At 63.7% G+C, this 26,276-nt stretch carries 28 protein-coding genes, 1 tRNA gene and 1 pseudogene; 14 read left to right on the top strand and 16 right to left on the bottom strand.

The window, feature by feature from the left end; translation table 11 throughout:
* Window positions 1-46: 46 nt before the first annotated feature.
* Window positions 47-256 (top strand): annotated as a pseudogene (locus tag AAHK21_RS03070) (transposase); the annotation flags it as partial.
* Between the two features lie 238 nt (window positions 257-494).
* Here AAHK21_RS03070 and AAHK21_RS03075 read toward each other — a convergent pair.
* The 9 genes from AAHK21_RS03075 to thrS form a co-directional block, all read right to left on the bottom strand.
* Window positions 495-571, bottom strand: a tRNA-Pro gene (locus tag AAHK21_RS03075).
* A gap of 102 nt (window positions 572-673) precedes the next feature.
* The gene (locus AAHK21_RS03080; RefSeq protein WP_023629031.1) at window positions 674-1,030 is read right to left on the bottom strand and encodes a MerR family transcriptional regulator; all 357 of its coding nucleotides are present in this window, start codon (window positions 1,028-1,030) and stop codon (window positions 674-676) included.
* The gene (gene ihfA, locus AAHK21_RS03085; protein WP_009394049.1) at window positions 1,011-1,313 is read right to left on the bottom strand and encodes an integration host factor subunit alpha; all 303 of its coding nucleotides are present in this window, start codon (window positions 1,311-1,313) and stop codon (window positions 1,011-1,013) included. Before ihfA ends, AAHK21_RS03080 begins: the two co-directional genes overlap by 20 nt.
* A gap of 4 nt (window positions 1,314-1,317) precedes the next feature.
* Window positions 1,318-3,699: a phenylalanine--tRNA ligase subunit beta gene (gene pheT, locus AAHK21_RS03090; RefSeq protein WP_367856386.1), complete on the bottom strand. Its 2,382-nt coding sequence runs from the start codon at window positions 3,697-3,699 to the stop codon at window positions 1,318-1,320.
* A 31-nt stretch (window positions 3,700-3,730) separates the two neighbouring features.
* Complete coding sequence (pheS, locus tag AAHK21_RS03095) at window positions 3,731-4,747, bottom strand: phenylalanine--tRNA ligase subunit alpha (protein WP_023629191.1); 1,017 nt, start codon at window positions 4,745-4,747, stop codon at window positions 3,731-3,733.
* A 111-nt stretch (window positions 4,748-4,858) separates the two neighbouring features.
* The gene (gene rplT / locus AAHK21_RS03100) at window positions 4,859-5,215 is read right to left on the bottom strand and encodes a 50S ribosomal protein L20 (RefSeq protein ID WP_003250671.1); all 357 of its coding nucleotides are present in this window, start codon (window positions 5,213-5,215) and stop codon (window positions 4,859-4,861) included.
* Between the two features lie 27 nt (window positions 5,216-5,242).
* Window positions 5,243-5,437, bottom strand: a complete 195-nt coding sequence (gene rpmI, locus AAHK21_RS03105) for a 50S ribosomal protein L35 (protein ID WP_003250667.1) — start codon at window positions 5,435-5,437, stop codon at window positions 5,243-5,245.
* Window positions 5,438-5,500: 63 nt separating this feature from the next.
* A complete protein-coding gene (gene infC, locus AAHK21_RS03110) occupies window positions 5,501-6,052 on the bottom strand; it encodes a translation initiation factor IF-3 (protein WP_172670897.1) in 552 nt (183 codons plus the stop codon).
* On the bottom strand, window positions 6,052-7,974 hold the full coding sequence (thrS, locus tag AAHK21_RS03115) for a threonine--tRNA ligase (RefSeq protein WP_046856069.1): 1,923 nt from the start codon (window positions 7,972-7,974) through the stop codon (window positions 6,052-6,054). Before thrS ends, infC begins: the two co-directional genes overlap by 1 nt.
* Window positions 7,975-8,310: 336 nt before the next feature.
* Between thrS and AAHK21_RS03120 the strand changes: the two genes are divergently transcribed.
* The 3 genes from AAHK21_RS03120 to AAHK21_RS03130 all read left to right on the top strand — a co-directional run bounded on the left by AAHK21_RS03120 (window position 8,311) and on the right by AAHK21_RS03130 (window position 10,541).
* On the top strand, window positions 8,311-8,613 hold the full coding sequence (locus tag AAHK21_RS03120; RefSeq protein WP_046856070.1) for a hypothetical protein: 303 nt from the start codon (window positions 8,311-8,313) through the stop codon (window positions 8,611-8,613).
* Between the two features lie 163 nt (window positions 8,614-8,776).
* Complete coding sequence (locus AAHK21_RS03125; protein WP_007956027.1) at window positions 8,777-8,989, top strand: cold-shock protein; 213 nt, start codon at window positions 8,777-8,779, stop codon at window positions 8,987-8,989.
* Window positions 8,990-9,113: 124 nt separating this feature from the next.
* Entirely contained in the window at window positions 9,114-10,541 is a 1,428-nt protein-coding gene (locus AAHK21_RS03130; RefSeq protein WP_367856387.1) for an ATP-binding cassette domain-containing protein, read from the top strand.
* Here AAHK21_RS03130 and thpR read toward each other — a convergent pair.
* On the bottom strand, window positions 10,505-11,050 hold the full coding sequence (gene thpR / locus AAHK21_RS03135) for an RNA 2',3'-cyclic phosphodiesterase (RefSeq protein WP_367856388.1): 546 nt from the start codon (window positions 11,048-11,050) through the stop codon (window positions 10,505-10,507). The genes AAHK21_RS03130 and thpR overlap by 37 nt on opposite strands.
* Window positions 11,051-11,266: 216 nt before the next feature.
* Between thpR and lpxO the strand changes: the two genes are divergently transcribed.
* From lpxO to AAHK21_RS03160, 5 genes are all read left to right on the top strand, one after another.
* Entirely contained in the window at window positions 11,267-12,166 is a 900-nt protein-coding gene (gene lpxO / locus AAHK21_RS03140; protein ID WP_023632669.1) for a lipid A hydroxylase LpxO, read from the top strand.
* Window positions 12,167-12,305: 139 nt separating this feature from the next.
* Window positions 12,306-12,650, top strand: coding sequence for a carboxymuconolactone decarboxylase family protein (locus tag AAHK21_RS03145; protein WP_046856072.1), 345 nt, complete (start codon window positions 12,306-12,308; stop codon window positions 12,648-12,650).
* 78 nt (window positions 12,651-12,728) lie between these two features.
* A complete protein-coding gene (locus AAHK21_RS03150; protein WP_023633214.1) occupies window positions 12,729-13,298 on the top strand; it encodes a GNAT family N-acetyltransferase in 570 nt (189 codons plus the stop codon).
* 154 nt (window positions 13,299-13,452) lie between these two features.
* The gene (locus AAHK21_RS03155) at window positions 13,453-15,282 is read left to right on the top strand and encodes an SLC13 family permease (protein WP_367856389.1); all 1,830 of its coding nucleotides are present in this window, start codon (window positions 13,453-13,455) and stop codon (window positions 15,280-15,282) included.
* Between the two features lie 115 nt (window positions 15,283-15,397).
* On the top strand, window positions 15,398-16,816 hold the full coding sequence (locus AAHK21_RS03160; RefSeq protein ID WP_367856390.1) for a diguanylate cyclase: 1,419 nt from the start codon (window positions 15,398-15,400) through the stop codon (window positions 16,814-16,816).
* 1 nt (window position 16,817) lies between these two features.
* Here the strand turns inward: AAHK21_RS03160 and AAHK21_RS03165 are convergent, their stop codons facing one another.
* Complete coding sequence (locus AAHK21_RS03165) at window positions 16,818-17,579, bottom strand: TSUP family transporter (RefSeq protein ID WP_277503450.1); 762 nt, start codon at window positions 17,577-17,579, stop codon at window positions 16,818-16,820.
* 101 nt (window positions 17,580-17,680) lie between these two features.
* Here AAHK21_RS03165 and AAHK21_RS03170 point away from each other — a divergent pair, with 101 nt between their 5' ends.
* Window positions 17,681-18,598: a LysR substrate-binding domain-containing protein gene (locus AAHK21_RS03170; RefSeq protein WP_367856391.1), complete on the top strand. Its 918-nt coding sequence runs from the start codon at window positions 17,681-17,683 to the stop codon at window positions 18,596-18,598.
* Between the two features lie 121 nt (window positions 18,599-18,719).
* Here the strand turns inward: AAHK21_RS03170 and AAHK21_RS03175 are convergent, their stop codons facing one another.
* Window positions 18,720-18,911, bottom strand: a complete 192-nt coding sequence (locus tag AAHK21_RS03175) for a hypothetical protein (protein ID WP_031315428.1) — start codon at window positions 18,909-18,911, stop codon at window positions 18,720-18,722.
* Window positions 18,912-19,464: 553 nt separating this feature from the next.
* On the opposite strand from AAHK21_RS03175, the gene AAHK21_RS03180 reads away from it, so the two are divergent.
* Window positions 19,465-20,025: a cysteine hydrolase family protein gene (locus AAHK21_RS03180; RefSeq protein ID WP_367856392.1), complete on the top strand. Its 561-nt coding sequence runs from the start codon at window positions 19,465-19,467 to the stop codon at window positions 20,023-20,025.
* On the opposite strand, the gene AAHK21_RS03185 is transcribed toward AAHK21_RS03180, so the two are convergent.
* From AAHK21_RS03185 to AAHK21_RS03195, 3 genes are all read right to left on the bottom strand, one after another.
* The gene (locus tag AAHK21_RS03185; protein ID WP_367856393.1) at window positions 20,026-20,379 is read right to left on the bottom strand and encodes an SH3 domain-containing protein; all 354 of its coding nucleotides are present in this window, start codon (window positions 20,377-20,379) and stop codon (window positions 20,026-20,028) included.
* Between the two features lie 47 nt (window positions 20,380-20,426).
* Window positions 20,427-20,918: a GNAT family N-acetyltransferase gene (locus AAHK21_RS03190; protein ID WP_367856394.1), complete on the bottom strand. Its 492-nt coding sequence runs from the start codon at window positions 20,916-20,918 to the stop codon at window positions 20,427-20,429.
* Window positions 20,919-20,996: 78 nt separating this feature from the next.
* Complete coding sequence (locus AAHK21_RS03195; protein ID WP_367856395.1) at window positions 20,997-21,701, bottom strand: SDR family oxidoreductase; 705 nt, start codon at window positions 21,699-21,701, stop codon at window positions 20,997-20,999.
* A gap of 103 nt (window positions 21,702-21,804) precedes the next feature.
* Between AAHK21_RS03195 and AAHK21_RS03200 the strand changes: the two genes are divergently transcribed.
* The 3 genes from AAHK21_RS03200 (at window position 21,805) to AAHK21_RS03210 (ending at window position 24,557) form a co-directional block, all read left to right on the top strand.
* Window positions 21,805-22,716, top strand: coding sequence for a LysR substrate-binding domain-containing protein (locus AAHK21_RS03200; protein WP_367856396.1), 912 nt, complete (start codon window positions 21,805-21,807; stop codon window positions 22,714-22,716).
* Window positions 22,717-23,045: 329 nt separating this feature from the next.
* Entirely contained in the window at window positions 23,046-24,074 is a 1,029-nt protein-coding gene (locus AAHK21_RS03205) for an alpha/beta fold hydrolase (RefSeq protein WP_367856397.1), read from the top strand.
* Between the two features lie 297 nt (window positions 24,075-24,371).
* The gene (locus AAHK21_RS03210) at window positions 24,372-24,557 is read left to right on the top strand and encodes a hypothetical protein (RefSeq protein ID WP_046856083.1); all 186 of its coding nucleotides are present in this window, start codon (window positions 24,372-24,374) and stop codon (window positions 24,555-24,557) included.
* A gap of 70 nt (window positions 24,558-24,627) precedes the next feature.
* Here the strand turns inward: AAHK21_RS03210 and AAHK21_RS03215 are convergent, their stop codons facing one another.
* Window positions 24,628-26,247 carry a carboxylesterase/lipase family protein gene (locus AAHK21_RS03215; protein ID WP_367856398.1) on the bottom strand — a complete coding sequence of 540 codons (1,620 nt, stop codon included), beginning with the start codon at window positions 26,245-26,247 and terminating at the stop codon, window positions 24,628-24,630.
* Window positions 26,248-26,276: the final 29 nt, after the last annotated feature.

The raw sequence follows: 26,276 nt of genomic DNA on the forward strand, positions 1-26,276 counted from the left end.
CCTGATTTTCCGTAGAATTCTCGCTTTTTAGGCGAAGAATTTTGCCATATCCAGGCGATACGAACTTTCCGATGCAGAATGGGAAACAGTCGCGGACCTCTTCACCGCACCTTGACGTACCGGGCGTCCAAGAGTCGACGATCGCTTGATGCTCAACGGCGTGTTGTGGGTGCTTTGCTCCGATGCGACTTGGCGGGACATGCCTGAACGATTCGGGCCTTGGTCGACGGTCTATCAACAATTTCGAGACTGGCGAAGCCAAGTAACAGCAATCGTTCGCGCTGCATGTGAAACGTAGTTATTTTTACTCATAAAACTCGTAATTGACTGGTTTTCTCGCACCGAGAGCGTAATTTCTATAAAAACCTTTCAAATAAATGCTGTTAATACAATAAACTTATACATATAAGAGTAGTGAGCGCTTATATTTATTTTCCGTATAGCACAAACGAAAAAGCCCAGTCGTTACCGACTGGGCTTTTTCGTTTCAATAATGGTCGGGACGGAGTGATTCGAACACTCGACCCCTTGCACCCCATGCAAGTGCGCTACCGGGCTGCGCTACGCCCCGACAAGGCGGCTCTCAATGTTGCCGAGAACGAGAAGAAATGTACCCTAACCTTTTGATTAATGGAAGCTTTTTTTCAAAAAACTTTCCACTCGTCGGCTTTGGTCACTTCTTGAGCACCACCAACACATCCTCCAACTCCGCAATCATCTGCCGAATCAGCTGCTTGTACTGGCTGGACTCATCTTTGACCTCATCACTGGAGAGCCGTAACCGCGCCCCGCCAATGGTAAAGCCCTGGTCATACAGCAAAGCGCGGATCTGGCGGATCATCAGCACGTCCTGGCGCTGGTAATACCGCCGGTTGCCACGGCGCTTCACCGGGTTGAGCTGCGTGAACTCCTGCTCCCAGTAGCGCAGCACGTGCGGTTTTACCGCACAGAGCTCGCTGACTTCACCGATGGTGAAGTAGCGTTTGCCCGGGATGGGGGGCAGCTCGTCGTTATGGCTTGGTTCCAGCATAGGCCTCTACCCGGGCTTTCAGCTTCTGCCCTGGACGAAAGGTGACGACGCGGCGCGCGGTGATCGGGATCTCTTCCCCTGTTTTAGGGTTGCGGCCCGGCCGCTGGCGTTTGTCGCGAAGGTCGAAGTTGCCGAAACCGGACAACTTGACCTGCTCGTTGTCTTCAAGCGCGTGCCGAATTTCTTCGAAAAACAGCTCGACCAGCTCCTTGGCCTCACGCTTGTTAAGCCCCAGCTCCTCGTACAGCCTTTCGGCCATCTCAGCTTTCGTCAGAGCACCCATGCCGTTATTTCCTTAACGTGGTGTTCAACCTTTGTTCAAGCGAGGTGAGGATGGTTTGCAGGGTTTCATTCACCTCATCGTCGTTAAGAGTGCGCGATGGATGTTGCCAGGTCAAGCCGACCGCCAGGCTTTTTCTATCAGGATCAATGCCTTTACCCTGGTAGACGTCAAACAGCCTGAGGTCTGTGAGCCATTCGCCCGCATTGTCACGAATTACTTCAAGCACCGAGCTAGAAGCTACATCACGACCTGCGATCAAAGCCAGGTCACGACGGGTTTCCGGGAACTTGGACAGTTCGCTGAACTTCGGCAGGCGGCCTTCGACTACATCGCCGAGCACCAGCTCGAAGACGAACACCGGGCGGTCGAGGCCGAGGGTCTTGGCCAGCTCGGGGTGGATGGCGCCGAGGTAGCCGACTTCCTTGCCGTCGCGCTCGATGCGGGCGGTCTGGCCGGGGTGCAGGGCCGGGTGTTTGCCGGCGGCGAAGGTGAAGTCGCTCAGGGCACCGGAGTAACCCAGCAGGGCTTCCACGTCGGCTTTGACGTCGAAGAAGTCGATGCTGTCGCGGCCGTTGGCCCAGCCTTCCGGCAGGCGGCTACCGGTGACGACGCCAGCGATCATCGGTTGCTGCTTGAGGTCACCGAGCTGGCCGACGAAGCGCAGGCCGCTTTCGAACAGGCGCACGCGGTCTTGCTGGCGGTTGAGGTTGTGCTGCATGGCCTTGACCAGGCCCGGCCACAACGAGGCGCGCATGGCGGCCATGTCGTTGGAGATCGGGTTGGCCAGCAGCAGCGGCTCGACGCCTGGGGTGAACAGCTCGAACAGTTTCGGGTCGATGAAGCTGTAGGTGATGGCTTCCTGGTAGCCGCGGGCAACCAGCAGGCGACGCAGGTTCGGCAGCTCGCCACGGGTTTCCGGGCGGGCTTGCGGGGCCAGGCGGGCCTGCGGGTAACGGACCGGCAGGTTGTTGTAGCCGTACAGACGGGCCAGCTCTTCGATCAGGTCGACTTCCAGGCTGACGTCGAAGCGGTGGCTTGGGACCGTAACGGTCCACTCCCCTGCCCCGTTGGCGCTGGTGTTCAGCTCCAAAGCGTTGAGCAGTTGCTCGACCTGGGCGGCTTGCATTTGCATGCCGAGCATCTGGGTGATGCGTTCGTCGCGCAGGGTGATCGGCGCGATGTTGGGCAGGTGCTGCTCGCTCACGGCTTCGACCACGGGGCCGGCTTCGCCGCCGACGATCTGCAGCACCAGGGCGGTGGCGCGCTCCATGGCCTCACGGGCCAGTTGCGAATCGACGCCGCGCTCGTAGCGGTGCGAGGCGTCGGTGTGCAGGCCGTAGGAACGGGCCTTGCCGGCGACGGAGATCGGCTCGAAGAAGGCGCTCTCGAGGAACAGGTCGCGGGTCTTCTCGGTGTTGACGCCGCTGTGCTCGCCACCCATCACGCCGGCAATGGCCAGGGCGCGGGTGTGGTCGGCGATCACCAGGGTGTCGGCGCGCAGGGCAACTTCCTGGCCGTCCAGCAGGACGAGTTTCTCGCCCTCCTCGGCCATGCGCACGCGGATGCCGCCGTTGATTTCGGCGAGGTCGAAGGCGTGCATCGGCTGGCCGAGTTCGAGCATCACGTAGTTGGTGATGTCGACGGCGGCGTCGATGCTGCGCACGTCGCTGCGGCGCAGGCGCTCGACCATCCACAGCGGGGTCGGCTTGCTCAGGTCGACGTTGCGGATCACGCGGCCCAGGTAGCGCGGGCAGGCGGCCGGGGCGCTGACTTCGACCGGGCGCACTTCGTCGTGGGCAGCCGGTACGGCTGGCACCACTGGGCGGGTGACCGGCACGTCGTACAGGGCACTGACGTCACGAGCCAGGCCGGCGATGGACAGGCAGTCGCCGCGGTTCGGGGTCAGGCCGATCTCGATGCTGGCGTCGTCCAGGTTCAGGTACTGACGGATGTCCTGGCCAACCGGGGCGTCGGCGGCCAGTTCCAGCAGGCCGTCGTTCTCGTCGCTGATCTGCAGCTCGGAAGCCGAGCAGAGCATGCCGAAGGATTCGACGCCGCGCAGCTTGGCCTTCTTGATCTTGAAGTCGCCCGGCAGTTCGGCGCCGATCATGGCGAACGGGATCTTGATGCCTGGGCGGGCATTCGGGGCGCCGCAGACCACCTGGAAGGTCTCTGCGCCGTTGCTTACCTGGCACACGCGCAGCTTGTCGGCGTCCGGGTGTTGTTCGGTGGTGAGGATCTCGCCCACCACGATGCCGCTGAACTGGCCGGCAGCGGGGGTCACGCTGTCGACTTCGAGGCCGGCCATGGACAGGCGGGCGACCAGTTCGTCACGGGAGACTTGCGGGTTTACCCAACCGCGCAGCCACTGTTCACTGAATTTCATGCTGTTCTCCTGAAAGTTGCGTCGATTGGGCCTAGCGGAATTGAGCCAAGAACCGCAGGTCGTTGTCGAAGAACAGACGCAAATCGTTGACGCCATAGCGCAGCATGGCCAGGCGCTCGGCGCCCATGCCGAAGGCGAAGCCCTGGTACTCTTCCGGGTCGATGCCGGACATGCGCAGCACGTTCGGGTGGACCATGCCGCAGCCCATCACTTCCAGCCAGCCGGTCTGCTTGCACACGCGGCAGCCCTTGCCGGAACACATCACGCACTGGATGTCGACTTCGGCGCTCGGCTCGGTGAAGGGGAAGAACGACGGGCGGAAGCGCACGGCCAGTTCTTTCTCGAAGAACACCCGCAGGAACTCTTCGATGGTGCCCTTGAGGTCGGCGAAGTTGATGCCGCGATCGACCAGCAGGCCTTCGACCTGGTGGAACATCGGCGAGTGGGTGATATCCGAGTCGCAACGGTACACACGGCCTGGGCAGACGATGCGGATCGGCGGTTGGGTGCTTTCCATGGTGCGCACCTGGACCGGCGAGGTGTGGGTGCGCAGCAGCATGTTGGCGTTGAAGTAGAAGGTGTCGTGCATCGCCCGGGCCGGGTGGTGGCCGGGGATGTTGAGCGCTTCGAAGTTGTGGTAGTCGTCTTCGACCTCAGGGCCTTCGGCGATGCCGTAGCCGATGTGGGTGAAGAACTGCTCGATGCGCTCGAGAGTACGGGTGATCGGGTGCAGCCCGCCGGTGGTCTGGCCACGGCCTGGCAGGGTCACGTCGATGCATTCGGCGGCCAGGCGAGCGTTCAGCTCGGCCTCTTCAAAGGCGGCCTTGCGTGCGTTGAGCACGTCGGTGACGCGTTCCTTGGCGTCGTTGATCAGCGCGCCGACCTTGGGGCGCTCTTCGGCTGGCAGGTTGCCCAGGGTCTTCATCACCTGGGTCAGCTCGCCTTTCTTGCCGAGATATTGGACCCGGATCTGTTCCAGGGTAGTGATGTCTTCAGCGCGTTCCACGGCCTCGAGGGCTTGGGCGACCAGCGCGTCCAGGTTTTCCATGTACAGACTCCAGATACGAAAATAGGGGAAGAGCTTTTGAAGGCTCTTCCCCTATCCGATGACGTTTTACACCCGACGGCGCAGGCGCCGCCGGATGATTGTCGTGGGTACTTAAGCCAGTACGGCTTTAGCCTTCTCGACAATCGCAGCAAACGCCGCTTTTTCGTTCACTGCCAGATCAGCCAGAACCTTGCGGTCGATTTCGATCGACGCTTTTTTCAGGCCAGCAATCAGACGGCTGTACGACAGACCGTTGGTGCGGGCACCGGCGTTGATACGAGCGATCCACAGTGCGCGGAACTGACGCTTCTTCTGGCGACGGTCGCGGTAGGCGTATTGGCCTGCCTTGATGACCGCTTGCTTGGCAACGCGGAATACGCGCGAGCGTGCACCGTAGTAGCCTTTAGCCAGTTTCAGAATTTTTTTGTGACGCTTACGAGCGATAACGCCGCGCTTAACACGAGCCATGAGTAACTTCCTCTATCTTAACCAGAATTAACGAACGCGCAGCATGCGCTCGACTTTTGCCACGTCAGACGGGTGCAGCAAGCTGGCACCGCGCAGTTGACGCTTACGCTTGGTCGACATTTTGGTCAGGATGTGGCTCTTGAAAGCGTGCTTGTGCTTGAAGCCGGAAGCCGTCTTCAGGAAGCGCTTCGCAGCACCGCTCTTGGTTTTCATTTTTGGCATGTTGGAACTCCGCATTCGAATAAAAATTACACAATAATCATCAGGCCTGCCGTGCCCGGGAGATTACTTCTTCTTTTTGGGGGCGATGACCATCATAAGCTGGCGTCCTTCCATCTTCGGATGCTGCTCAACGGTGCCGTATTCCACGAGGTCAGCTTCGACCCGCTTCAACAGCTCCATGCCCAGCTCCTGGTGGGCCATCTCACGGCCGCGGAATCTCAGAGAGATCTTGGCCTTGTCCCCATCGCTAAGGAAACGTACCAGGTTGCGTAGTTTTACCTGGTAATCCCCTTCTTCCGTCCCTGGACGAAACTTGATTTCTTTGATCTGGATCTGCTTCTGGTTCTTCTTGGCTTCGTTGGCCTGCTTCTTCTTCTCGAAGAGGTGCTTGCCGTAGTCCATCACCTTGCAGACGGGCGGTACCGCGTCTGCAGAGATTTCCACCAGATCCAGCTTCGCTTCATCAGCGATACGCAGCGCTTCATCAATCGAGACGATGCCAATCTGCTCGCCGTCAGCACCAATTAACCGAACCTCGCGTGCCGAGATATTCTCGTTGATCGGGGCTTTCGGTGCAGTTCGTTTATCGTTTCTCATTTCACGCTTAATAGTCATTACTCCGATTCTTGGCGACCACGCCGGGAAACCGCTTGCGACAGCAGCTCAGCGAACTGCGCGACGGGCATCGAGCCCAGGTCTGCGCCTTCGCGGGTGCGCACAGCGACGGTTTGCGTTTCGACTTCGCGATCCCCTATAACCAAAAGATAAGGGACCCGCAGCAACGTATGCTCGCGGATTTTAAAGCCGATCTTCTCATTTCTCAAGTCCGACTTGGCACGGAATCCGCTACCGTTCAGGGCTTTTTCCACCTCGAGGGCGAAATCGGCCTGTTTGTCGGTGATGTTCATGATTACGGCTTGGGTCGGGGCGAGCCAGGCTGGGAACACGCCGGCGTAGTGCTCGATGAGCATGCCGATGAAGCGTTCGAACGAACCGAGGATGGCGCGGTGCAGCATCACCGGGCGCACGCGGCTGTTGTCTTCGGCGATGTAGCTGGCGTCCAGGCGCTCGGGCAGGTTCGGGTCGTACTGCAGGGTGCCGCACTGCCAGTTACGGCCGAGGCAGTCGCGCAGGGTGAACTCGATCTTCGGACCGTAGAAGGCGCCCTCGCCCGGCTGGTATTCCCACTCCAGGCCCGACTCGTTCAGGGCGTCGGCCAGTGCGCCTTCGGCACGGTCCCACAGCTCTTCGGAGCCCACGCGCTTGGCCGGACGGGTCGACAGCTTCATGGCGACGTCGGTGAAACCGAAGTCCTTGTACACGTCCAGGGTCAGTTTGATGAAGTCGGCGGCTTCCTTCTTCACCTGTTCTTCGGTGCAGAAGATATGCGCATCGTCCTGCACGAAGCCGCGCACGCGCATGATGCCGTGCAGCGCGCCGGACGGCTCGTTGCGGTGGCAGGCGCCGAACTCGGCCAGGCGCAGCGGCAGGTCGCGGTAGGACTTCAGGCCCTGGTTGAACACCTGCACGTGGCACGGGCAGTTCATCGGTTTTACCGCGTAGTCGCGGTTTTCCGACGAAGTGGTGAACATGTTCTCGGCGTAGTTGGACCAGTGGCCGGAACGCTCCCACAGAATGCGGTCGACAACCTGCGGGGTCTTGATTTCCTGGTAGCCGTTTTCGCGCTGGACCTGGCGCATGTACTGCTCGAGCACCTGGTACACGGTCCAGCCGTTGGCGTGCCAGAACACCATGCCCGGGGCTTCTTCCTGCAGGTGGAACAGGTCGAGCTGCTTGCCGATCTTGCGGTGGTCGCGTTTTTCGGCTTCTTCGATGCGCTGGATATAGGCGGCCAGCTGCTTCTTGTCGGCCCAGGCGGTGCCGTACACGCGTTGCAGCTGCTCGTTCTTGGCATCGCCGCGCCAGTAGGCGCCGCTCAGCTTGGTCAGCTTGAACGCTTTCAGGAAGCGGGTGTTCGGCACGTGCGGGCCACGGCACATGTCGACGTATTCTTCGTGGTAGTACAGGCCCATGGCCTGTTCATCCGGCATGTCCTCGACCAGGCGCAGCTTGTAGTCTTCGCCACGCTGGGTGAACACGTCGATGACTTCGGCGCGCGGGGTCATCTTCTTGACGACGTCGTAGTCCGTGTCGATCAGCTGCTGCATGCGCTTTTCGATGGCGGCGAGGTCGTCCGGGGTGAAGGGACGCTCGTAGGCGATGTCGTAATAGAAGCCTTCGTCGATCACCGGGCCGATCACCATGCGGGCGGTCGGGTACAGCTGCTTCACTGCGTGGCCGATCAGGTGGGCGCACGAGTGACGGATGATCTCCAGTCCCTCTTCATCTTTAGGGGTGATGATCTGCAGGGTGGCGTCGTGGTCGATCTTGTCGCAGGCATCGACGAGCTTGCCGTCGACCTTGCCGGCCAGGGTGGCCTTGGCCAGGCCTGCGCCGATCGAGGCGGCGACTTCGGCTACGGATACCGGCTGGTCGAACGTGCGTTGACTGCCATCGGGAAGAGTAATAACGGGCATGGCGCCTCCTCTCCTAGTGGTGACCCCTACCAAAGGTCACGTGGGTTGGGATGAGCCAGTACAAGATCCGCCCTGCCTTTCCCGCGGGAAAGCCTGCCTCACAGTGGCAGAGACCTTTCGGCCTGCCAGGGACGAACCAGAGTGACTGGAAGGTATAAAAAGAAATGCGCCCGCACAGGGCGTGGCGCAAGGGAGGCATGCTAGCACGGGGCTAGAGCGGCCGGCAGAAATATTTGGAATTTACGCCGTGGCGGTGAACTCTTGCGGAAAATTTCCTATCAGACTTTCTGAAGCAACCTACTCTTGATGAGACCATTAACCAAGGAGTGTCCGGTTATGCGACTTCAGTCCCTTCTGGCTGCCTGCGCCGCGAGCGCCCTGCTGCTGCCCCTGGCTGCCAACGCAGGCAATTTTCCCGCCGGCAAGGAAGCGTCCTATATGGCGCAGTGCCAACAAGTGGCGAGCGGCCAAGGCGTGGATGCGGCGACAGCCAAGAAGCACTGCGAGTGTGGTGCCCAAGCCATCAAGAAGAATTTCAACGACAAGGAGATCGAGGACCTCGACAGCCAGGACGGCGTAGACGCCAAGCTGATGCAGAAGGCCCAGCAGGTGGTTCAGGCCAGCTGCAAGCCGAAATAGGCCGGATTTTCCGGCGATCCGTCGCATCTTTTGCCCTGGATCAACATCCTGCGAAGGTAATAGGGGCTAGATGCGAAGAATTAGACTATAGTGTCGTCGGTGCCACTGAAGCTTAGGCGACACTGCACCCCGATAAAAAATCATGTTTCTGGAGATTCACCCCATGTCCAATCGCCAAACCGGCACCGTCAAGTGGTTCAACGATGAAAAAGGCTTCGGCTTCATCACTCCTCAAGGCGGCGGCGACGACCTGTTCGTACACTTCAAGGCCATCGAAACCGACGGTTTCAAAAGCCTGAAAGAAGGCCAAACTGTTTCCTTCGTAGCCGAAAAAGGCCAGAAGGGCATGCAGGCTGCGCAGGTTCGTCCGGAGTAATTTTCGGATAGCTGCAAAAAAACCCGCCCTCGTGGCGGGTTTTTTATTGGGCGCTTGCCAAGGCAGGCCGCGCCCATGTGCGCTGCCGATCAAGCGCGAACGTGGCCAGGAGGGCCACCATCCCATGGCAATGATCGAACTACACGGCGTGGGCATGCACCATGGCCGCAAACACCTCTTCAGCGAACTCGACGCGCGCATCGAGTGGGGGCAGCGCATCGCCATCATCGGCGACAACGGCAGCGGCAAGTCCTCACTGCTGCGCCTGCTGTTGGGCAGCCTGGCGCCCAGCGAGGGGCACATCGAGCGCCACGGTGGCTTGCGTGTCGGCCATGTGGCCCAGGTACTGGACGGCGAGTCGTCGCTCAGCGGCGGCCAGCGTGTCAACCAGGCATTGAGCCAGGCACTGGCCCTGGGCCCCGACCTGCTGCTGCTGGACGAGCCGACCAATCACCTGGACGCCGCCAACCGCCGCTCGCTGTCACGCATGCTCGAGCATTTCCATGGCACCCTGGTGCTGGTGACCCACGACGTGGCGCTGATGAACCAGACCTGCGACACGCTCTGGCACTTGCACCACGGGCGCCTGGACGTGTTCAACGGCAGCTACGCCGACTACATGGCCGAGCGCGACCTGCAACGGGGCGTGCTCGACAAGCGCATCGCCGAGGTGCGCCGCGCCCGCGACGATGCCCACGACTCGCTGATGCAGGAGCAGGCCCGCGCCGCCGGCGCCCGCAAGCGCGGGGTCAAGGCGATCCAGAACAGCAAGTGGGCGACCGTGCGCTCGCCGACCAAGCTGGGCCGCGGCAACACCACGGCCGGGCGCAAGCAGGCGCAGATCCTGCAGCAGCAGCGCGAGCTCGGCGAACAGCTGGCCGAGCTGCGCCCGGAGCCGGTGATCGTGCCACGCTTCCACCTGCCGGCGACGGGCCAGTCCTCGCGGGTGCTGATCCAGGTGCGTGGCGGCAGCGTCGGCTACGCCGACGCGCCGGTGCTCAGTGGTATCGATCTGCAGCTGGACGGCGGCGAACGCCTGGCCCTGACCGGCAACAACGGCAGCGGCAAGTCCACCCTGGCGCGGGCGATCCTTGGCGATCCGCGGGTCTGGCGCCGTGGTGACTGGCTGCTGCCGGCGCCCGAACAGATCGGCTACATCGACCAGCACTACGACACCCTGCCTGCCGATACCAATGTGCAAGAGGCCCTGGCGCGACTAGTGCCGGACTGGCCACAGGAACAGTTACGTGCGCACCTGGCGGACTTCCTGTTCCGCCAGGCCGATGCGGTGCAGGCGCCGGTGACGGGCCTGTCCGGCGGCGAGAAGGCGCGCCTGTCCCTGGCCTGCATCGCCGCCCGGCCCCCGCAGCTACTGATCCTCGACGAGCCGACCAACAACCTCGACCTGCGCATGCGCACCCACCTGCTGGAAGTGCTGGTGGATTACCCCAACGCGCTGCTGGTGATTTCCCACGACCAGGACTTCCTCGACGGTCTGGGCATCGACCGTCACTTTCACTGCGCCAGGGACCACTCGGCCAAAGGCCAGTAGCGACCCTTGCGTGACTCGTACAGGGTGAAGTGGCGGGCGATGAGGTGGAACGTCGGCGCCTCGCCCGCCTCCGGCAATGGCTCGCGAAAATCCCGGGACAGGGTCAGGTGCGGCCGGTACTCACGCACCGACGGCTCGATGCCCAGCGGCAGCAGCGCCTGCTGCAAGTCGTACACCAGCTGGCGCAGGGCCAACGGCGCCTGCGCGGGCGCCAGCACCAACGCCGAAGCCCGTGGCCACACCTGCAACTGGTCGAGGACCAGGCGCAGCTTGGCTTCAGGAAGCCGCAGCGCATCCACTGCGGCGCACACCGCCGGCACCTGGGCGGCATCGACATCGCCCAGGAACAGCAAGGTCACATGGAAGTTCTCGCTCGGTACCGGCTTGCCGCTGCGCAGGCCCAGGCCACGCCGCCACTGGCTGATGCCACGGCGCTGTTCGTCGCCCAGCGCCAGGGCGAAGAACAGCCGCTTGAAGGGGGCCCCGCTGGGGCGTGCGTCCTGGATCATCGGGAGTTCCTTGCTGGATGGACGGCCACCCGAGTGTAAACGCCGGATCGTCAAAAAATCCCCACTCATGCACATGAATCGTTTGCGCAAGCTGTAGGCCATGCCACCTAAGTCGGGCGGTTTCGTCGTAACAATAAGTACAAACCCACGCCACGATTGTTTATGCTGGCTGGCTTACGCCATGGCGCATGGCCATTTTTCGACAAGTAAACGTCCATGAAAATTGCACTCGTACTAATCTTCGTCCTCTCGATCGCCTATGTTCACCTGCGCGGTCGGGTGCGTCACAAGCTGACCCGCCAGCTGGGCGACCACTCCAGTTTCCTGGCCCCGGTCAACGCCTTCCTGTACCTGTTCTCCAAGCACCCGGCCAAGCCTTACCTGCCGGTCAGTGCCTTCCCCGAGCTGCAGGTGCTGCAGGACCACTGGCAGGAGATCCGCAAGGAAGGCCAGCAACTGCTGCAGGCCGGCGAGATCAAGAAGTCCGACAACTATGACGATGTCGGCTTCAACTCGTTCTTCAAGACCGGCTGGAAGCGCTTCTACCTGAAGTGGTACGGCGAGAGCCACCCCTCGGCGATGACCCTGTGCCCACGCACCACCGAGCTGCTGCAAGGCATCGGCACGGTCAAGGCAGCGATGTTCGCCACCCTGCCGCCGGGCGCCAAGCTGGTGCGCCACCGCGACCCCTACGCCGGCTCGTACCGCTACCACCTGGGCCTGGACACGCCCAACGACGATGGCTGCTACATCGACGTGGACGGCGAGAAGTACTCCTGGCGCGACGGTGAGGGCGTGGTGTTCGACGAGACCTACATCCACTACGCCGCCAACACCACCGAGCACAACCGCATCATCCTGTTCTGCGACGTCGAGCGCCCGCTCAAGTACCGCTGGGCAGCCGCGTTCAACCGCTGGTTCAGCCGCAACGTGATGGCCGCCGCTGCCGCGCCCAACGACGCCAATGACAAGACCGGCGGCATCAACCGTCTGTTCACGCGCATCTACAAGATCCGTGAACGCGGCAAGGCCATGAAAAAGCGCAACCGCACCCGCTACTACCTGGAGAAGTGGGCAGTGGTCGCGGCGCTGGTGCTGGTGTTCATCTACATCTGATCCGGTCGTCATCCTCGCGGGGCAAACCCGCTCCTGCCAACAGTGGGAGCGGGCTTGCCCGGCGAGTGTTTTCCCCGCTGCAAATCCCGTCTTCGACTAGCCTGAAAGCTCCTGTTGCCAACCTGACAAGGTGAAGACGATGAGCATGATGGACTGGGACGCCTACCGTAAGCAGTTGATGGCCGGCATCGGCGATCTCAAGCAACTGTCCCCCGATACCGTGGCCGGCTACATGACCGCCAGTGGCGCCGGGGCCAAGACCAACCACCTGGACGCCAAGACCCGCGAACTGATCTCCCTGGCCGTGGCCGTCACCACCCGCTGCGACGGCTGCATCGCCGTGCATTCGCAACAGGCGGTCAAGCATGGCGCCACCCGCGAGGAGATCGCCGAGGCCCTGGGTGTGGCGGTGGCGATGAACGCCGGCGCGGCACTGGTCTACTCGGCCCGGGCCCTGGACGCGGTGGGCAAGGCCGGCGCCTGACACACCAAGGCGTCGCCGCTCTTGCGCGACGACGCCCTGACACCCAGACTTGGCGGCTAAGCCCGTGCAGGAACCGCCATGATCCAGATCCGCCCCATGACCCCGGAAGACTTCGAGCGCTTCTGGCCGACCTTCCAGGCCATTGTCCAGGCTCGCCAGACCTACGCCTTCGACCCCGCCCTGAATATCGACCAGGCCCGCACGCTGTGGCTGGAGAACCCGTTGCGCACCCTGGTGGCCGAGGCAGACGGCGAACTGCTCGGTTCCTACTTCCTCAAGGCCAATGCCGCCGGCCCTGGCGGGCATGTGGGCAACTGCGGCTACATGGTGTGCGAAAACGCCCGTGGCCGCGGCGTGGCCAGGCTGATGTGCGAGCATTCGCAGAAGCTCGCCCGCCAGGAAGGCTTCCTTGCCCTGCAGTTCAATTCGGTGGTGGCGACCAACGAAGTGGCCGTGGCGCTGTGGCACAAGCTCGGCTTCGAGACCGTCGGCCGCCTGCCCAAGGCCTACCGCCATGGCGAGCTGGGCCTGGTCGATTGCCTGGTGATGTACAAATGGCTGGCCGACGAGCCGGTGGTGGAGAAACCGCCGCTGTTGATCGGGCGCAAGAACATCGAGGCGCGGGTGTCGCGGCGGCGCGGTCGCTAGCGACTGCTCCAGCGGGCCGCCGACCGGCCCGCCCCTGCCCCTTGCCCGGTCATCACCCGGCAAAACACTGCAGCACGTCAACGACGCGGTCGCGTCAAGCTGCCACACTAGAGCCATTGTCTTTCGTGCCTGTGTGAAGGAACACCCCCTCCCCATGAACCATGAGCTGCTCTGGGTCCTTGGCCTGCTGGCCGTCGTCGTCGTCCTGTTCATCCTCAACCGCCCGCGCATGGACGTGGTCGCCCTGCTGGTGATCGTCGCCCTCCCCCTGTCGGGCATCCTCACCGTGGAGCAGGCCATGGCCGGCTTCAGCGACCCCAACGTGGTGCTGATCGCCGCGCTGTTCGTGATCGGCGAAGGGCTGGTGCGCACCGGCATCGCCTACCGCATCGGCGAATGGATGAGCGAGCGCGCCGGCAACAGCGAGGCGCGCCTGCTGGTGCTGCTGATGGTGGCCGTGGCCGGCCTGGGTTCGGTGATGAGCTCCACCGGCGTGGTGGCGATCTTCATACCAGTGGTGCTGAGCATTGCCGCGCGCCAGCAGCTTTCGCCCAGCCGGCTGATGATGCCGCTGAGCTTCGCCGGCCTGATCAGCGGCATGCTGAGCCTGGTGGCGACGCCGCCAAACGTGGTGGTGCACAGCGAACTGGTGCGCCACGGCGAACAGGGCTTCGGTTTCTTCAGCTTCACCCCTTTCGGCCTGGTGGTGCTGGTGCTCGGGATTGGCTACATGCTGCTGACCCGCCACTGGCTCAACGGCGAGGTGCGCAAGGACGGCCGGGTCGAAAGCCGCCGCACCCTGCTCGACCTGGTGCTGGACTACAAGCTCAACGGTCGCGAACGGCGCCTGCGCATCCGCCCCCATTCGCCGCTGATCGGCCACACCCTCGGCGAGCTGGAGCTGCGCACCCGCCACGGTGCCAACGTGATCGGCATCGAGCGCCAACACAAGTTCACCACCCGGGTGATCAGCGCCGACTCCGGCACCCTGCTGCAGCAGGGCGACGTGCTGTTGCTGGACCTGTTCGCCAACCGCGACGACCTGCGCAGCCTGTGCCAGACCATGCTGCTCGAGCCCCTGCACTTCAAGGCCGCCTACTTCATCGACCAGTCCCAGGAGCTGGGCATGGCGGAGGTCTCGCTGCCGCCCGGCTCGCAACTGATCGGCAAGAGCATCCTCGAACTGACCTTCCGTACCCGCTACGACCTCAACGTGGTCGGCCTGCGCCGTGACCAGCAAGCCATCGAAGGGCAACTGGTGGAAGAAAAGCTGCGCCTGGGCGACACCCTGCTGGTGGTCGGCCCGTGGAAGGCGGTACGCCAACTGCAGGGCAAACCGCGCGATTTCCTGGTGCTGAGCCTGCCGGCGGAAATCGACCAGGTCGCGCCGGCGCGCGCCCGGGCGCCCTATGCGCTGATCAGCCTGGCGGTGATGGTCGGGCTGATGGTCAGCGGCCTGGTGCCCAACGTCATCGCCGCGCTGATCGGCTGCCTGCTGATGGGCGCCGGGCGCTGCATCGACATGAACAGCGCCTACCGTGCGATCCACTGGCAGAGCCTGGTATTGATCGTCGGTATGCTGCCCTTTGCCCTGGCTCTGCAGAAGACCGGTGGCATCGACCTGGCCGTCGGAGCGCTGGTCGGTGCGCTCGGCGGCGCCGGACCCAGCGTGATCCTCGCCTGCCTGTTCGCCGTGACGGCGCTGATCGGGCTGTTCATCTCCAATACCGCAACTGCGGTGCTGATGGCCCCGGTGGCGGTGAGCACCGCGCAGCAGCTGGGCATGTCGCCCTACCCGTTCGCCATGACCGTGGCCCTGGCGGCGTCGGCGGCGTTCATGACACCGGTGTCGTCGCCGGTCAACACCCTGGTGCTGGGGCCTGGCCAGTATCGCTTCGCCGACTTCGTCAAGGTTGGCGTGCCGTTCACCCTGCTGGTGATGCTGGTGACCGTGCTGATGGTGCCGTGGGTGTTCGGGCTGTAGTCGTCGGCACGATCCGGGCCGATCGCGGCGAATTGACATCAATTGACCAGTTGAAAGACACTGGCATGACATCGTCCCAGGTGCCTACAGCCGTTTTCCTGGATTCTGTCTTCGCTTGCCGGTCGAGCCCATGGTGTTTCCAGTTCCGTCGCGCCTGCTGCCCCCGCTGATCCTGTTCGGCTTGACCCTGGCGCTGACCCTGGGCGGCATCCTCGCCCGCCCGATCGAATCACTGTCGCTGTTCTGGCCGGTGAACGCGGTGCTCGCCGGCGTGCTGCTGCGCAACCCGCGCCAGGCCACCCCCGCCGGCTTCGTCCTGGTCTACCTGGCCATGGTCGCTGCCGACCTGGCTTGCGGCAGCGCTTGGCGCCCGGCCCTGTGGTTCAACCTGTGCAACCTCGGCGCCATCGCCACCATCTGGTACCTGATGGCCCGCCTGCCACGCGTGCATCGTCGCCTGCGCACCCCGCATGGCACCTTGTACTTGTTCGGCGCCTGCGCCGTCGGCGCGATGGTCGCCGCGAGCCTGGCCTGCGTGATGGCCGCGCCGTGGTTCGAGCAATCGCTGCGCGCCACCTGGCTGGCCTGGTTCAGCGAACAGTTCTCCACCAGCGTGCTGGTCCTGCCGGTGCTGCTTACCGCGCCATCGCCCAGGGCCCTGACCCGCCCCGGCAGTACCGGGCAAACGGTGCGGCTGGCGCCGTTGCTGGTGCTGCTGGCCTCGCTGAGCGTCAGTATCGTCTTCGGCGGGCCCGGCGCCATCGCCTTCCCGATTGCCGCGCTGCTGTGGTGCGCGCTGAGCTATTCGCCCTTCCTCGTCTCGCTGCTGGCCCTTACCGCGGGCAGCACGTTGATCGTCGCCGTGGCGCAGAACCTCATGCACTTCAACATCCCGCAGAGCGAGTCGGGGGTCACCACCTTGATGTCTGCGCGCCTGGGCATCGCCATGCTGGTGCTCGGCCCGCTGGTGCTGGCCTGCGTCAGCAGCGCCAACCGCAGCCTGATGGCGCGCCTGGCGCACCAGGCGACCATTGACCACCTGACCGGCACCCTCAGCCGCAGCGCCTTCATCCGCCGTGCCCACGCCCTGCTCGACAACCGCCAGCAAGCGCCGCTGACCTTGATGATGCTCGACATCGACCACTTCAAGACCATCAACGACCAGCATGGCCACGCTGTCGGCGACCAGGTGCTGCGCCAGTTCGCCACGACCCTGCAAGACCAGTTGCACGACGGTGAGCTGTTCGCCCGCCTGGGCGGCGAGGAGTTCGTCATCGTCGTGCCGGGGCTGGCGCCGGAGCTGGCCAGGTTCACCGCCGAGCGCCTGCGCCGGGCGGTGCAGGACCAGCACATCGCGCAGCCCGGGCAGCCGCTGCGGATCACCGTGAGCATCGGTGTGAGCGGCTGCGCCGCCGACACCCCGGCACCCAGCCTCGACGAGCTGCTGGCCAGCGCCGACCAGGCGCTCTACCGGGCCAAGGCCCAGGGCCGCAACCGCGTCGAACAGGCCGACGGGCAGCGCCAGGTGGTGTGAGTCAACCTGCCAGCAGGTCCCAGCTCAGCTTGGCGATCAGCACGCACAGCAGCACCAGGAACAGCCCCCGCACGAACCCCGCGCCCTTGCGCACCGCCAGCCAGGTACCGGTCAGCGCGCCAAGGACATTGAACAGCGCCATCGGCAGCGCGATGGCCCACAGCACATTGCCCGACGGAATGAAGAACACCAGCGCGGCCAGGTTGGTGGCGATGTTGACCAGCTTCGCCGAGGCCGAGGCATGCAGGAAATCCAGGGCGAAGAAACGGATGAACAGGAAGATCAGGAAACTGCCGGTGCCCGGCCCGAACAGCCCGTCATAAAAGCCGATGGCGCCACCGATCAGCACCGCCAGGCACTGTTCCTTGCGGCCGATGGCCATGGGTTTGTGCAGGGTGCCGAAATCCTTCTTGCAAAAGGTGTAGATGGCCATCAGCACGATCAGCACCAGCACCATCGGCCGCATCACGCTTGCCGGCACCAGGGACACGGTGGCCGCGCCGAAGAACGACATCACGAAGGCGCTCAGCGCCGCTGGCACGATCAACCCCCAATCCAGTTTGACCTTGCGGATGAACGAGCGCGCCGCGAACGTGGTACCGCACACCGAGGCCAGCTTGTTGCTGCCCAGCAGCGCCGCCGGCTGGGCGTTAGGCAGCACGTTGAACAGCGCGGGAATCTGGATCAGCCCGCCGCCACCGACGGCAGCGTCGATCAGGCCAGCGGCGAAGGCAAACAGCGAAAGCAGGGCAATATCCATCATCTCGAAGGTCCAGGCGGCACAAAACAGGCTGCCAGACTAATCAAAGCGCCGCGCTTGTGTTGAAATGCCATATTGCGAAAACTGCAACGAGGAATCCCTCCATGGCGCTAGACATGCTGCGTGAAATACAAGCGTTCGTCAGCGTTGCGCACAAGCGCAGCTTTGTCAGCGCCGCCCGTGCCCTGGGCCGCTCGCCCAGCGCGGTAACACGTGCCGTGCAGGCGCTGGAGGACAACAGCGGCGCCAAGCTGTTCAACCGCAGCGCCAGCGCCGTGTCATTGACCGAGGCCGGCGAGCGTCTGCTGCCCCACGCCGAACGCTTGCTGGATGTGCAACGGGATGCCGCCGACGAGTTGGCCGCGCTGACCGGCAACGCCAAGGGCTGGATCCGCCTGGCCGCGCCCGAGGTACTGGCCCAGCAGATATTACCGGGAGTGCTGGCCGAGTTCTCTCGTCGCCACCCCCATGTCACCCTGGACGTGCAGTACAGCGACCAGGCTCTGGATCCGCTGCAAGGCAAGCTGGACTTCGTGATCCGCGGAGCCTTCCCACAGTCCAGCGAACTGATCGGCTACCCGCTATGGCATTACCGCCGCCACCTGTACGCCAGTCCCGAGTACCTGGTGCAGGCCGGCACGCCCCAGGGGCTGGAAGACCTGGAACGGCATGCACTGATCCTGCACACCGCGCCGCGCATCCTCAAGGCCTGGCATTTCAGCAAGGACGGGCGCATCTCCAGCCTGCGCCCACGGCCGCGGCTGCGCCTGGGTTCGGGGGTGGCGGTACTGCAAAGCACCCTGGCGGGTGCCGGCATCGCGCGGCTGGCTGATTGGCTGGGGGAACCGGAGGTACGCGCCGGACGGCTGGTGCGGGTCTGCCCCGATTTTCACCTGACGTCCAGCACCGGGCACGACCCGCAGATGCATGCCGTATACCCCGCCGGCGACCTACCGGCGCGGGCTCGCGAGCTGCTGCAGGCCCTGCGCGATGCCCATCCGCGCCTGTGGGAACAGCCCTGAACAGGGCTGCTCAATTTCTGCTCAATCTAACAGAGTGCCTGCCAATACTGGCCTGTAGCGTTTTATCCACAGACCTACCCACGATTTTTGTGGACAGTTTCCGCAAGGCTTGAAGGAAAAATTACAAACGCAGCAAGGCCACGTTGGCCAGCTTGACCAACTCGATCCATTCGCTTGCGCTGATCACACCGGAACGCTCCAACTCTTCGGCACGGCGCAGTGCCTGATCGTAGTCCTCTTCGTGGAGGATGCCCTCGCCGAGAAAACGACCGCGCCACTCCAGCATCGCTGCAGTGCCTTTCTTGCATTCCATAGTGTGTATTGTCTCCAAGGCAAGTGAATGGCCCGTGTGCCCGGGCCCTGGGATTGGGGGCGGGAGATTACACGAGCGACTTGCACTTGAGAACGACTTGCAGCTACCGCTTGTCTAGACGACTGCGGCATTCGGCGGGGAAACCGGGAGGAAAGAGTCTGGCCCGCCATTGCGCCAGGCGGGCCGGGACAGGAAAAAGTTGCGGCTCAGCTTGGCGGAATGGTGCCCAGCAGGCCAATCATGATAGTCAGCAGCAGAAAACCACCCAGAAACAGCGCGAGCTTGCCCATCGGAACCTCTACAGTGTGATGACGTAACGGCGGGGCTGGCCGCTGCGGTAGTGCAGCGGGGCAGCCTGCCCAGCGCACACCGGATTGGAAGGCTGGGCCTGGGCGTATTGTCCGGCAATGGCTGATACGGTTACAGATTCAGGTTCGTGGAAAAAAAGCGGATCAGATGGTAATCGACCATCAAGGGGCAAGCCCGCCATACATCCGCGCAGGCAGCACATTTGTGCTACGGTCCAAAGCCCAGACAAGGAGAACCACCGCAGATGACCGCGCTCGCCAGCAATACCGCCCTGCTGATCATCGACATGCAGAACGGCATCAACCAACCTCGCCTGGGCCGTCGCAACAACCCCGAAGCCGAACAGCGCATCAGCGAACTGCTCGCCTTTTGGCGCGCGAGCACGCGCCCGGTGGTGCACGTGCGCCATATTTCCCGCGATCCGAATTCGGTGTTCCGGCCAGGTCAGCCCGGCTGCGAGTTCCAGCCCGCCTTCACCCCGCAGGCGCACGAGGCCGTGTTTGAAAAACACCTGCCCGACGCTTTCTGCAACAGCGGCCTGGAACACTGGCTGCACCAGCGCGGCATCCAGCAACTGGTCATCACCGGCGTGATCACCAACAACTCGGTGGAGTCGAGCGCACGCTCGGCGGGCAACCTGGGGTTCGCAACGGTGGTGGTGGGCGACGCCTGCTACACCTTCGACCAGCATGATCTGCAAGGCCGGCTGTGGCCGGCGGAGGATGTCCATGCCCTGGCCCTGAGCAACCTGGCCATGGACTATGCGCGCGTTCTGGACAGTGCGGCGGTGCTGGCCGCAGGCTGATCACGCCAGCGCGCGCAGCTTGGCCAGCGGCACCCAGCCGAGCTCGCCATTGCTCACCCGGCGGCACCAGGCCCAGCCATTCAAGGGGCGCAGGCTATCGAGCTGCTGGCCGGGGTCGACGTCCAGTTCATGGGCCGAATAGGCTTCCAGCGCCCTGCCCCGGCCCACGCCCAGCCGTTCGATGAACTGGGCTGGCACCCACCCTGCTGCCTGGCCCTGGCAACTGCACAGGTACCAGTCCTGCCACTGCTCGTCGCCCTCGTAGCGCTGGCCGATCTCCAGCAGCGTGCCACGGGCGAAAGTGATGGGCGCAGGGTACTCACTGCGGTGTGTCTCGATCACGACGTACTTCACAAGCCTCTCCCTGGCTGCGAAAAGCGTCGATGCTAGTCGAAGGGCCTCTACAGCACCATGACCATTTCATGCCAGGCCATGCCGCCATGGTCGGAAGCCGACGGGCGTACATAGGCGTAGCCCATCTTCTCGTACAACCCGACATGGCGCTCCTTGCACATCAGGTGGATGGTGGCCTTGCCGCGCTCGCGCATCTGCGCGACGAAGCGCGCCATCAACCGGCTGGCATGGCCCTGGCCCTGGTACGCAGGGTCAAGCACCACCGACATGATCACCACATTGGGCGCCAGGGGATCATGCCCGACCAGTTCCTTGAAAGCCTCGTCCGACATCACCACCTGGTCGGCGCAACCGCTGTTGATGAAGCCGATCACCTGGCCCTCGGCTTCCAGCACGAGAAAGCCTTCCGGGTACTGGACGATGCGCGTGGCGATCTTTTCCCGGGTGGCGGCTTCGTCGCCTTCGTAGGCGCTGGTCTCGATCTGGTAGCAACGATCCACGTCGCTGTAGGTGGCCTGGCGGAATGTCGGTGTGCTCATGGGCGGAATCCGGATAGCGGGAAACAGGGGCGACATCCTAACGGAAGTCGCCGCCCTGCTACAGGCTCGCCATACCCCTTACACCGAACGGGTAATACCCCCATCGACCCGCAGGTTCTGACCGGTGATGTAACCCGCGCCCTCGGAGGCAAGGAAGCTGACAGTGGCCGCGATTTCCTCGGCCTTGCCGTACCGCTCCATGGGAATCCGGCTACGGAATTCCTCCTTCTCCGGCAGGCTGTCGATAAAGCCTGGCAGCACGTTGTTCATGCGGATGTTCTCGGCCGCGTAACGGTCGGCGAACAGTTTGGTGAAGGCCGCGAGCCCGGCACGGAACACGCCGGAAGTCGGGAACGCCGGATCTGGCTCGAAGGTGGCGAAGGTCGAGATATTGATGATGGTCCCGCCTTTTTGCCGCTGCATGATCGGGGTCACCAGGCGGGTCGGTCGCACCACGTTGAGGAAATACACCTCCATGCCCCGGTGCCAGTCCTCGTCGCTGAGCTCGAGCACCGGCGCACGCGGGCCATGCCCGGCGCTGTTGACCAGCACATCGATACGCTCCCATTGCTGCATCACGGTATCGACCAGACGCTGCAGGTCCTCTGCCGACTGGTTGGAACCGGTCACACCGATGCCGCCCAGCTCGGCCGCCAGGGCCTCGCCCTTGCCCGAGGACGACAGGATCGCCACCCTGAAACCGTCGGCAGCCAGCCGCCGCGCAGCCTCCGCGCCCATGCCACTGCCACCTGCGGTGATGATTGCCACTTTCTGAGAAGACATATGCCGCTCCTTCCGGGAGTTGATCAAGTGGGCCCATGAAGCCAGAATCCGGCTCAACGCACCAATCACGAATACTGGCAGCAGCCTGCAGGAAATCTACTGGATGAGCGCGCCCAAGCGACGCAACGCCCCCGCCATCGTCAATCACCTGGTGGCCTTCGAGGCCGCCGCCCGCCTGGGCAGCTTCCGCGCCGCCGCCGACGAGTTGCATGTCACGCCGGGCGCGGTCGCCCAGCAGGTACGCACCTTGGAAGACAAGCTCGGCCGCCCCTTGTTCGAGCGCCTGCCCCGCGGCCTGCGGCCCAACCGGGACGGCGCCGACTACCTGGCCCGCGTGCGCCTGGCCCTGGAGATCATCGAGGACGCCACCGGCGAACTGCTGGAGCGCGACAACCAGCGCGATCCGCAGCAGGTCCTGCTCAGCACCACCCCCGCCTTCGCCAGCCGCTGGCTGATCCCGCGCCTGGGGCGCCTGGCCGAGGCGCATCCGCAGGTGGCCCTGATGATCGACGCCTCCGACAGTACCCGCCCCCTGAGCGGCAAGGGTGCGGTGGACCTGGCCGTGCGCTGGGGAGCGCCGCCCTTCGCCGAGGCCTACGCCCTGCCCCTGCTGCCCGGCATGGCGGTGCCGGTGTGCGCGCCGGGGTTGCGCGGCGAGCACCCTTGGCGGCAAGCCGCGGAGCTTGCGCAACACCCGCTGATCTCCGACAGCCACAACAACTGGAAGCGCTGGTTCGACCACTACGCCTTGCCCGGCGCACGCTTCAACGGCCCGGTGTTCTCGCAGACCATCCTCGCCATCGAGGCCGCCGAGCAAGGCATGGGCATCGCCCTGGTGCCCCGCCTGCTGGTGGAGAACGCGCTCAAAGCCGGGACCTTGGTGCTGGCCCTGGAAGGCCATGAATTGCACAGCGACGCCGGCTTCCATTTGCTGGCCAGCCATGCACCGCTGGCAGGCTCGGCCGCCGAGCAGGTGGTGCAGTGGTTGCAGATGCAAGCGAACAAGCAAGACTGAGCCTGTATCGCCCCACTCGACGGCACTTGGCCTGAGGGCGGCGCGGTCTATGGGAGCAGCTGTCTTGAGTTGCTTGTAATGGCCTCATCGCTGGCAAGCCAGCTCCCACAGGGATGGCGCTTGGGCTGAGGGCGGCGCGGTCGGTGTGGGAGCCGGCTTGCCGGCGATGGGCCGCAACGCGGCCCCGGCTTTGTAGCTTTCTGTGTACCAGTCGCCCCTCGATACACACGAACGCCTACTGCACCCGTACCCGACACACCCCGGACACAGCCATCTCCTTAACTACACGCCATCCAGCCCACACCGATGGCCCGCCAAGGAGATGCACCATGTTCGCCACCGCCAACCGCCTCAACCGCCCAGCCCTGCTTGCCTGCGCCCTGCTGCCACTGGCCCTGCTGGCCGCCGCTCCAGGCCAGGCCGAGGAAACCAGCACGCCTGCGACATCCCGCCAGGCCTCCACCTTCGGCCCGCTCAAGCATGTCCAGTCTGGCGATCTGGACGTGGCCTACGTCGAACAGGGCCCTGCCAATGGTCCAGTGGTGATCCTCCTGCACGGCTGGCCCTACGACATTCACAGCTACGAGCAGGTGGCGCCGAAACTCGCCGCCCAGGGCTACCGCGTACTGGTGCCCTACGCCCGTGGCTACGGCGACACCCGCTTCCTCTCCGAGAAAACCCCGCGCAACGGTCAGCCGGCCGCCCTGGCCAGCGACGTGATTGCCTTCATGGACGCGTTGCAGATCAAGCGTGCCGTGCTCGGCGGTTTCGACTGGGGCGCGCGCACCGCCGATATCGTCTCGGCGCTGTGGCCCGAGCGGGTCAAGGCGCTGGTGACGGTCAGCGGCTACCTGATCAGCAGCCAGGAAGCCGCCAAGGCCCCGCTGCCGCCCAGTGCCGAGTTGCAGTGGTGGTACCAGTACTATTTCGCCACCGAACGCGGCCGCGCCGGCTACGACAGTAATCGCCACGCCTTCGCCCGCCTGATCTGGCAGACCGCCTCACCGCAGTGGGCGTTCGACGACACCACTTTCGAACGCAGCGCCAAGGCGCTGGACAACCCCGACCAGGTCGCCATCACCGTGCACAACTACCGTTGGCGGCTTGGTCTGGCTCAAGGCGAGACCCGCTACGACCCGCTGGAGGCCAGGCTGGCCAAGTTCCCCAGCATAGGCGTGCCAACCATTGCCCTCGAAGGCGATGCCAACGGTGCGCCGCATCCTCCGGCCGAGGCCTATGCCAAGCGCTTCACCGGCAAGTATGCCTATCGCCTGGTGAGCGGTGGGATCGGCCACAACCTGCCGCAGGAAGCGCCTGAGGCGTTCGTCAAGGCGGTGGTGGATGCGGACCATCTGTAACGGCAATTGCAACATATCGTTTCAGTGGCGCGTGTCGGGTGCCGGGATGCACGGATTATCGCTACGACCGGTCTTTTGCGCGGCAGGCCTTGTATTTCGGGGCCTGCCGCAGAATGAACGGAAGCATCCCGAAACAGTCACCCAAGCCATCCTGTAAGACGCCTCTTTTGTCGCTGTAGGACGTATCCACGGGATTGTGAGCCGGTGTATGAATAATCAGTATTGGCCGGAGAATTGACCTGATACCGTCGAGCCTTTCTTACAACGGCACGGATGCCCACGACCAACGAGTACAGCATGGACAACTACGACAGCTCGGCACTTGGACTGCAAAAATGCCTGTTGAACCTGCGAAAGGATCATGCCCGGATGAAGGCGTCAGGAGAGCTGGAAAGAGCGGCGATACTGGCGCAGGTAATCGGGCGGATGGAACAGGGATTGAAGGAGGCTTCCCAGGGGAGGAAGCCCGAGACGTTGCAGTGAAGTGATGCCCGGCAAATGGCGATGGGTATGCGGTGCTCCGCGCTCCCCATCGCCCAGCCCCGAAGCAGGGTCAACAGCCAGGCGGCATTGCCGAAGGCGCTCGCAGACCAACGTTCCAGTTCCAGGGTACGCCGCCCTCATTGAAGCGACGGCACACCACCTCATCGTTCAACTCGAACATGCCCTGCGCCAGATGTCGGCCTGCTCGCGGAACGTCTTCAAAAGCAAGGTAGTTGCGGTCTTGCCCATAGGGCAGCCAGTGCGCCTGCCCCTCGGCCCGCGGCTGGCCCGTGCGGATGAACGAGCCCCAGTATTGGCTCATGGCTTCGCTGAAGCGCGCTTCGCCAAGGGTTAGCGGAGGGCGCGGCCAAGCGGCCGGCGTACGGTCGAAGGTAGCGAAAATGTAGGGGATTTCCGCCGCATGGAACGCGTGAAGCTTGGCTTCGTTGGTCGCGCGGTAAGCGTGATCGAAGTAATAGAAGTAGGCAGGCTGGCCGAGTTCGGTCTGTTTGCGCACCAGCTTCTCGGCCGTCCAGCCGTACATGGCGTCCCGAACGGCGGTCTGGACACTTTCTGTCATCGCGGATGACGGATGCTGACGCAGGAACGCATCGGCAAGGTCCCCATAGCGTGCTCGAATGGTGGCTTCATACGCCTGCGCAGTAGCCGGAGCCGACGGCGCCAGGAACGGCAACGAGCGGATTTCGCCGTCATTGAAGCCCGCCAGCAGCGGTACCGGTGCCTGCTCGCCGCGGTTGAAGGTATCGACCAGTTGGCGCGGCAGAATCTTGCCATCGACAGTCCCCGACGGCATGAAGCGGATCGCCTCGGCAGCCCTGACCAGCGCCATTGCCTCCATCTTGCGCAGGCCCGCGATATCCAGCTTCAGGCGCTGCGCCAATCGCCGGCCGCTCTCCTGCGCCGGTACATCGCCATGGCTGGAGCGTTGCAACTCAGGCGTGGAGATCATGTAGGCGCTCTGCGCCACAGCCTTGTCAAACAGCCCTCGCGCCTGGGGCGAAGCCATCAGGTAGAGCACGCTGAGACCACCTGCGGATTCCCCCGCGATGCTTACATTGGATGGATCGCCGCCAAACGCCGCGATGTTGTCACGCACCCATTTCAGCGCCTGGACCTGATCCAGCAAGCCATAGTTGCCCGAAATACCCTCAAGGTTCTCGGCGCTCAATTCAGGGTGGGCCAGGTAGCCCAACACGCCGAGACGGTAGTTGATCGTCACCACAACCACGCCCTGGGCAGCCAGCGCCGCACCATCAAAGCGGCCGTCGCTGCCGGCACCCGTCATCAGGCTGCCGCCATGGATCCAGACCATGACCGGCGCCTTCTCGACCTTCGCCGGCGTCCAGATGTTGAGATACAGGCAGTCCTCGGACATCTCGGGCAGCTCTGAGCTGTAGATGCCCGGGGAGGCCTGCCTTGGCTGGGGGCAAGCGGCGGCGAAATCGTCCGCGACACGCGTCTGCGTCCAGGCCGCCAGCGCAACCGGCGCCCGCCAGCGCAGCAGACCGACCGGCGCCTGGGCGTAGGGCAAGCCCTTGTAGGCGGTCACGTTGTCGATGACGACACCCTGGACCGGTCCTGCCGGTGCCTGGACAACCGTCTGCGCGACGGACTCTGTCGAGACCGCCAATAGAACACTCAGTGCCCCCAGGTGCAGCCTCTTGATCATGGTCGATCTCATCCTGCGTTCTCCTTGCG

Source organism: Pseudomonas sp. TE50-2, from assembly GCF_040813665.1.
Taxonomy (GTDB): Bacteria; Pseudomonadota; Gammaproteobacteria; order Pseudomonadales; family Pseudomonadaceae; genus Aquipseudomonas; species Aquipseudomonas soli.

Bases quoted from the DNA above. Each gene is read 5' to 3' on its own strand.
- AAHK21_RS03190 (WP_367856394.1), bottom strand. From the start codon at position 20,918: ATGAGCACACCGACATTCCGCCAGGCCACCTACAGCGACGTGGATCGT.
- AAHK21_RS03195 (WP_367856395.1), bottom strand. From the start codon at position 21,701: ATGTCTTCTCAGAAAGTGGCAATCATCACCGCAGGTGGCAGTGGCATG.
- thrS (WP_046856069.1), bottom strand. From the start codon at position 7,974: ATGCCCGTTATTACTCTTCCCGATGGCAGTCAACGCACGTTCGACCAG.
- ihfA (WP_009394049.1), bottom strand. From the start codon at position 1,313: ATGGGTGCTCTGACGAAAGCTGAGATGGCCGAAAGGCTGTACGAGGAG.
- AAHK21_RS03200 (WP_367856396.1), top strand. From the start codon at position 21,805: ATGAGCGCGCCCAAGCGACGCAACGCCCCCGCCATCGTCAATCACCTG.
- AAHK21_RS03145 (WP_046856072.1), top strand. From the start codon at position 12,306: ATGAGCATGATGGACTGGGACGCCTACCGTAAGCAGTTGATGGCCGGC.
- AAHK21_RS03215 (WP_367856398.1), bottom strand. From the start codon at position 26,247: ATGATCAAGAGGCTGCACCTGGGGGCACTGAGTGTTCTATTGGCGGTC.
- infC (WP_172670897.1), bottom strand. From the start codon at position 6,052: ATGACTATTAAGCGTGAAATGAGAAACGATAAACGAACTGCACCGAAA.
- rplT (WP_003250671.1), bottom strand. From the start codon at position 5,215: ATGGCTCGTGTTAAGCGCGGCGTTATCGCTCGTAAGCGTCACAAAAAA.
- pheT (WP_367856386.1), bottom strand. From the start codon at position 3,699: ATGAAATTCAGTGAACAGTGGCTGCGCGGTTGGGTAAACCCGCAAGTC.
- AAHK21_RS03210 (WP_046856083.1), top strand. From the start codon at position 24,372: ATGGACAACTACGACAGCTCGGCACTTGGACTGCAAAAATGCCTGTTG.
- AAHK21_RS03155 (WP_367856389.1), top strand. From the start codon at position 13,453: ATGAACCATGAGCTGCTCTGGGTCCTTGGCCTGCTGGCCGTCGTCGTC.
- AAHK21_RS03130 (WP_367856387.1), top strand. From the start codon at position 9,114: ATGGCAATGATCGAACTACACGGCGTGGGCATGCACCATGGCCGCAAA.
- AAHK21_RS03170 (WP_367856391.1), top strand. From the start codon at position 17,681: ATGGCGCTAGACATGCTGCGTGAAATACAAGCGTTCGTCAGCGTTGCG.
- AAHK21_RS03150 (WP_023633214.1), top strand. From the start codon at position 12,729: ATGATCCAGATCCGCCCCATGACCCCGGAAGACTTCGAGCGCTTCTGG.
- AAHK21_RS03165 (WP_277503450.1), bottom strand. From the start codon at position 17,579: ATGATGGATATTGCCCTGCTTTCGCTGTTTGCCTTCGCCGCTGGCCTG.
- AAHK21_RS03175 (WP_031315428.1), bottom strand. From the start codon at position 18,911: ATGGAATGCAAGAAAGGCACTGCAGCGATGCTGGAGTGGCGCGGTCGT.
- rpmI (WP_003250667.1), bottom strand. From the start codon at position 5,437: ATGCCAAAAATGAAAACCAAGAGCGGTGCTGCGAAGCGCTTCCTGAAG.
- AAHK21_RS03180 (WP_367856392.1), top strand. From the start codon at position 19,465: ATGACCGCGCTCGCCAGCAATACCGCCCTGCTGATCATCGACATGCAG.
- AAHK21_RS03080 (WP_023629031.1), bottom strand. From the start codon at position 1,030: ATGCTGGAACCAAGCCATAACGACGAGCTGCCCCCCATCCCGGGCAAA.
- AAHK21_RS03205 (WP_367856397.1), top strand. From the start codon at position 23,046: ATGTTCGCCACCGCCAACCGCCTCAACCGCCCAGCCCTGCTTGCCTGC.
- pheS (WP_023629191.1), bottom strand. From the start codon at position 4,747: ATGGAAAACCTGGACGCGCTGGTCGCCCAAGCCCTCGAGGCCGTGGAA.
- thpR (WP_367856388.1), bottom strand. From the start codon at position 11,050: ATGATCCAGGACGCACGCCCCAGCGGGGCCCCCTTCAAGCGGCTGTTC.
- AAHK21_RS03120 (WP_046856070.1), top strand. From the start codon at position 8,311: ATGCGACTTCAGTCCCTTCTGGCTGCCTGCGCCGCGAGCGCCCTGCTG.
- AAHK21_RS03125 (WP_007956027.1), top strand. From the start codon at position 8,777: ATGTCCAATCGCCAAACCGGCACCGTCAAGTGGTTCAACGATGAAAAA.
- lpxO (WP_023632669.1), top strand. From the start codon at position 11,267: ATGAAAATTGCACTCGTACTAATCTTCGTCCTCTCGATCGCCTATGTT.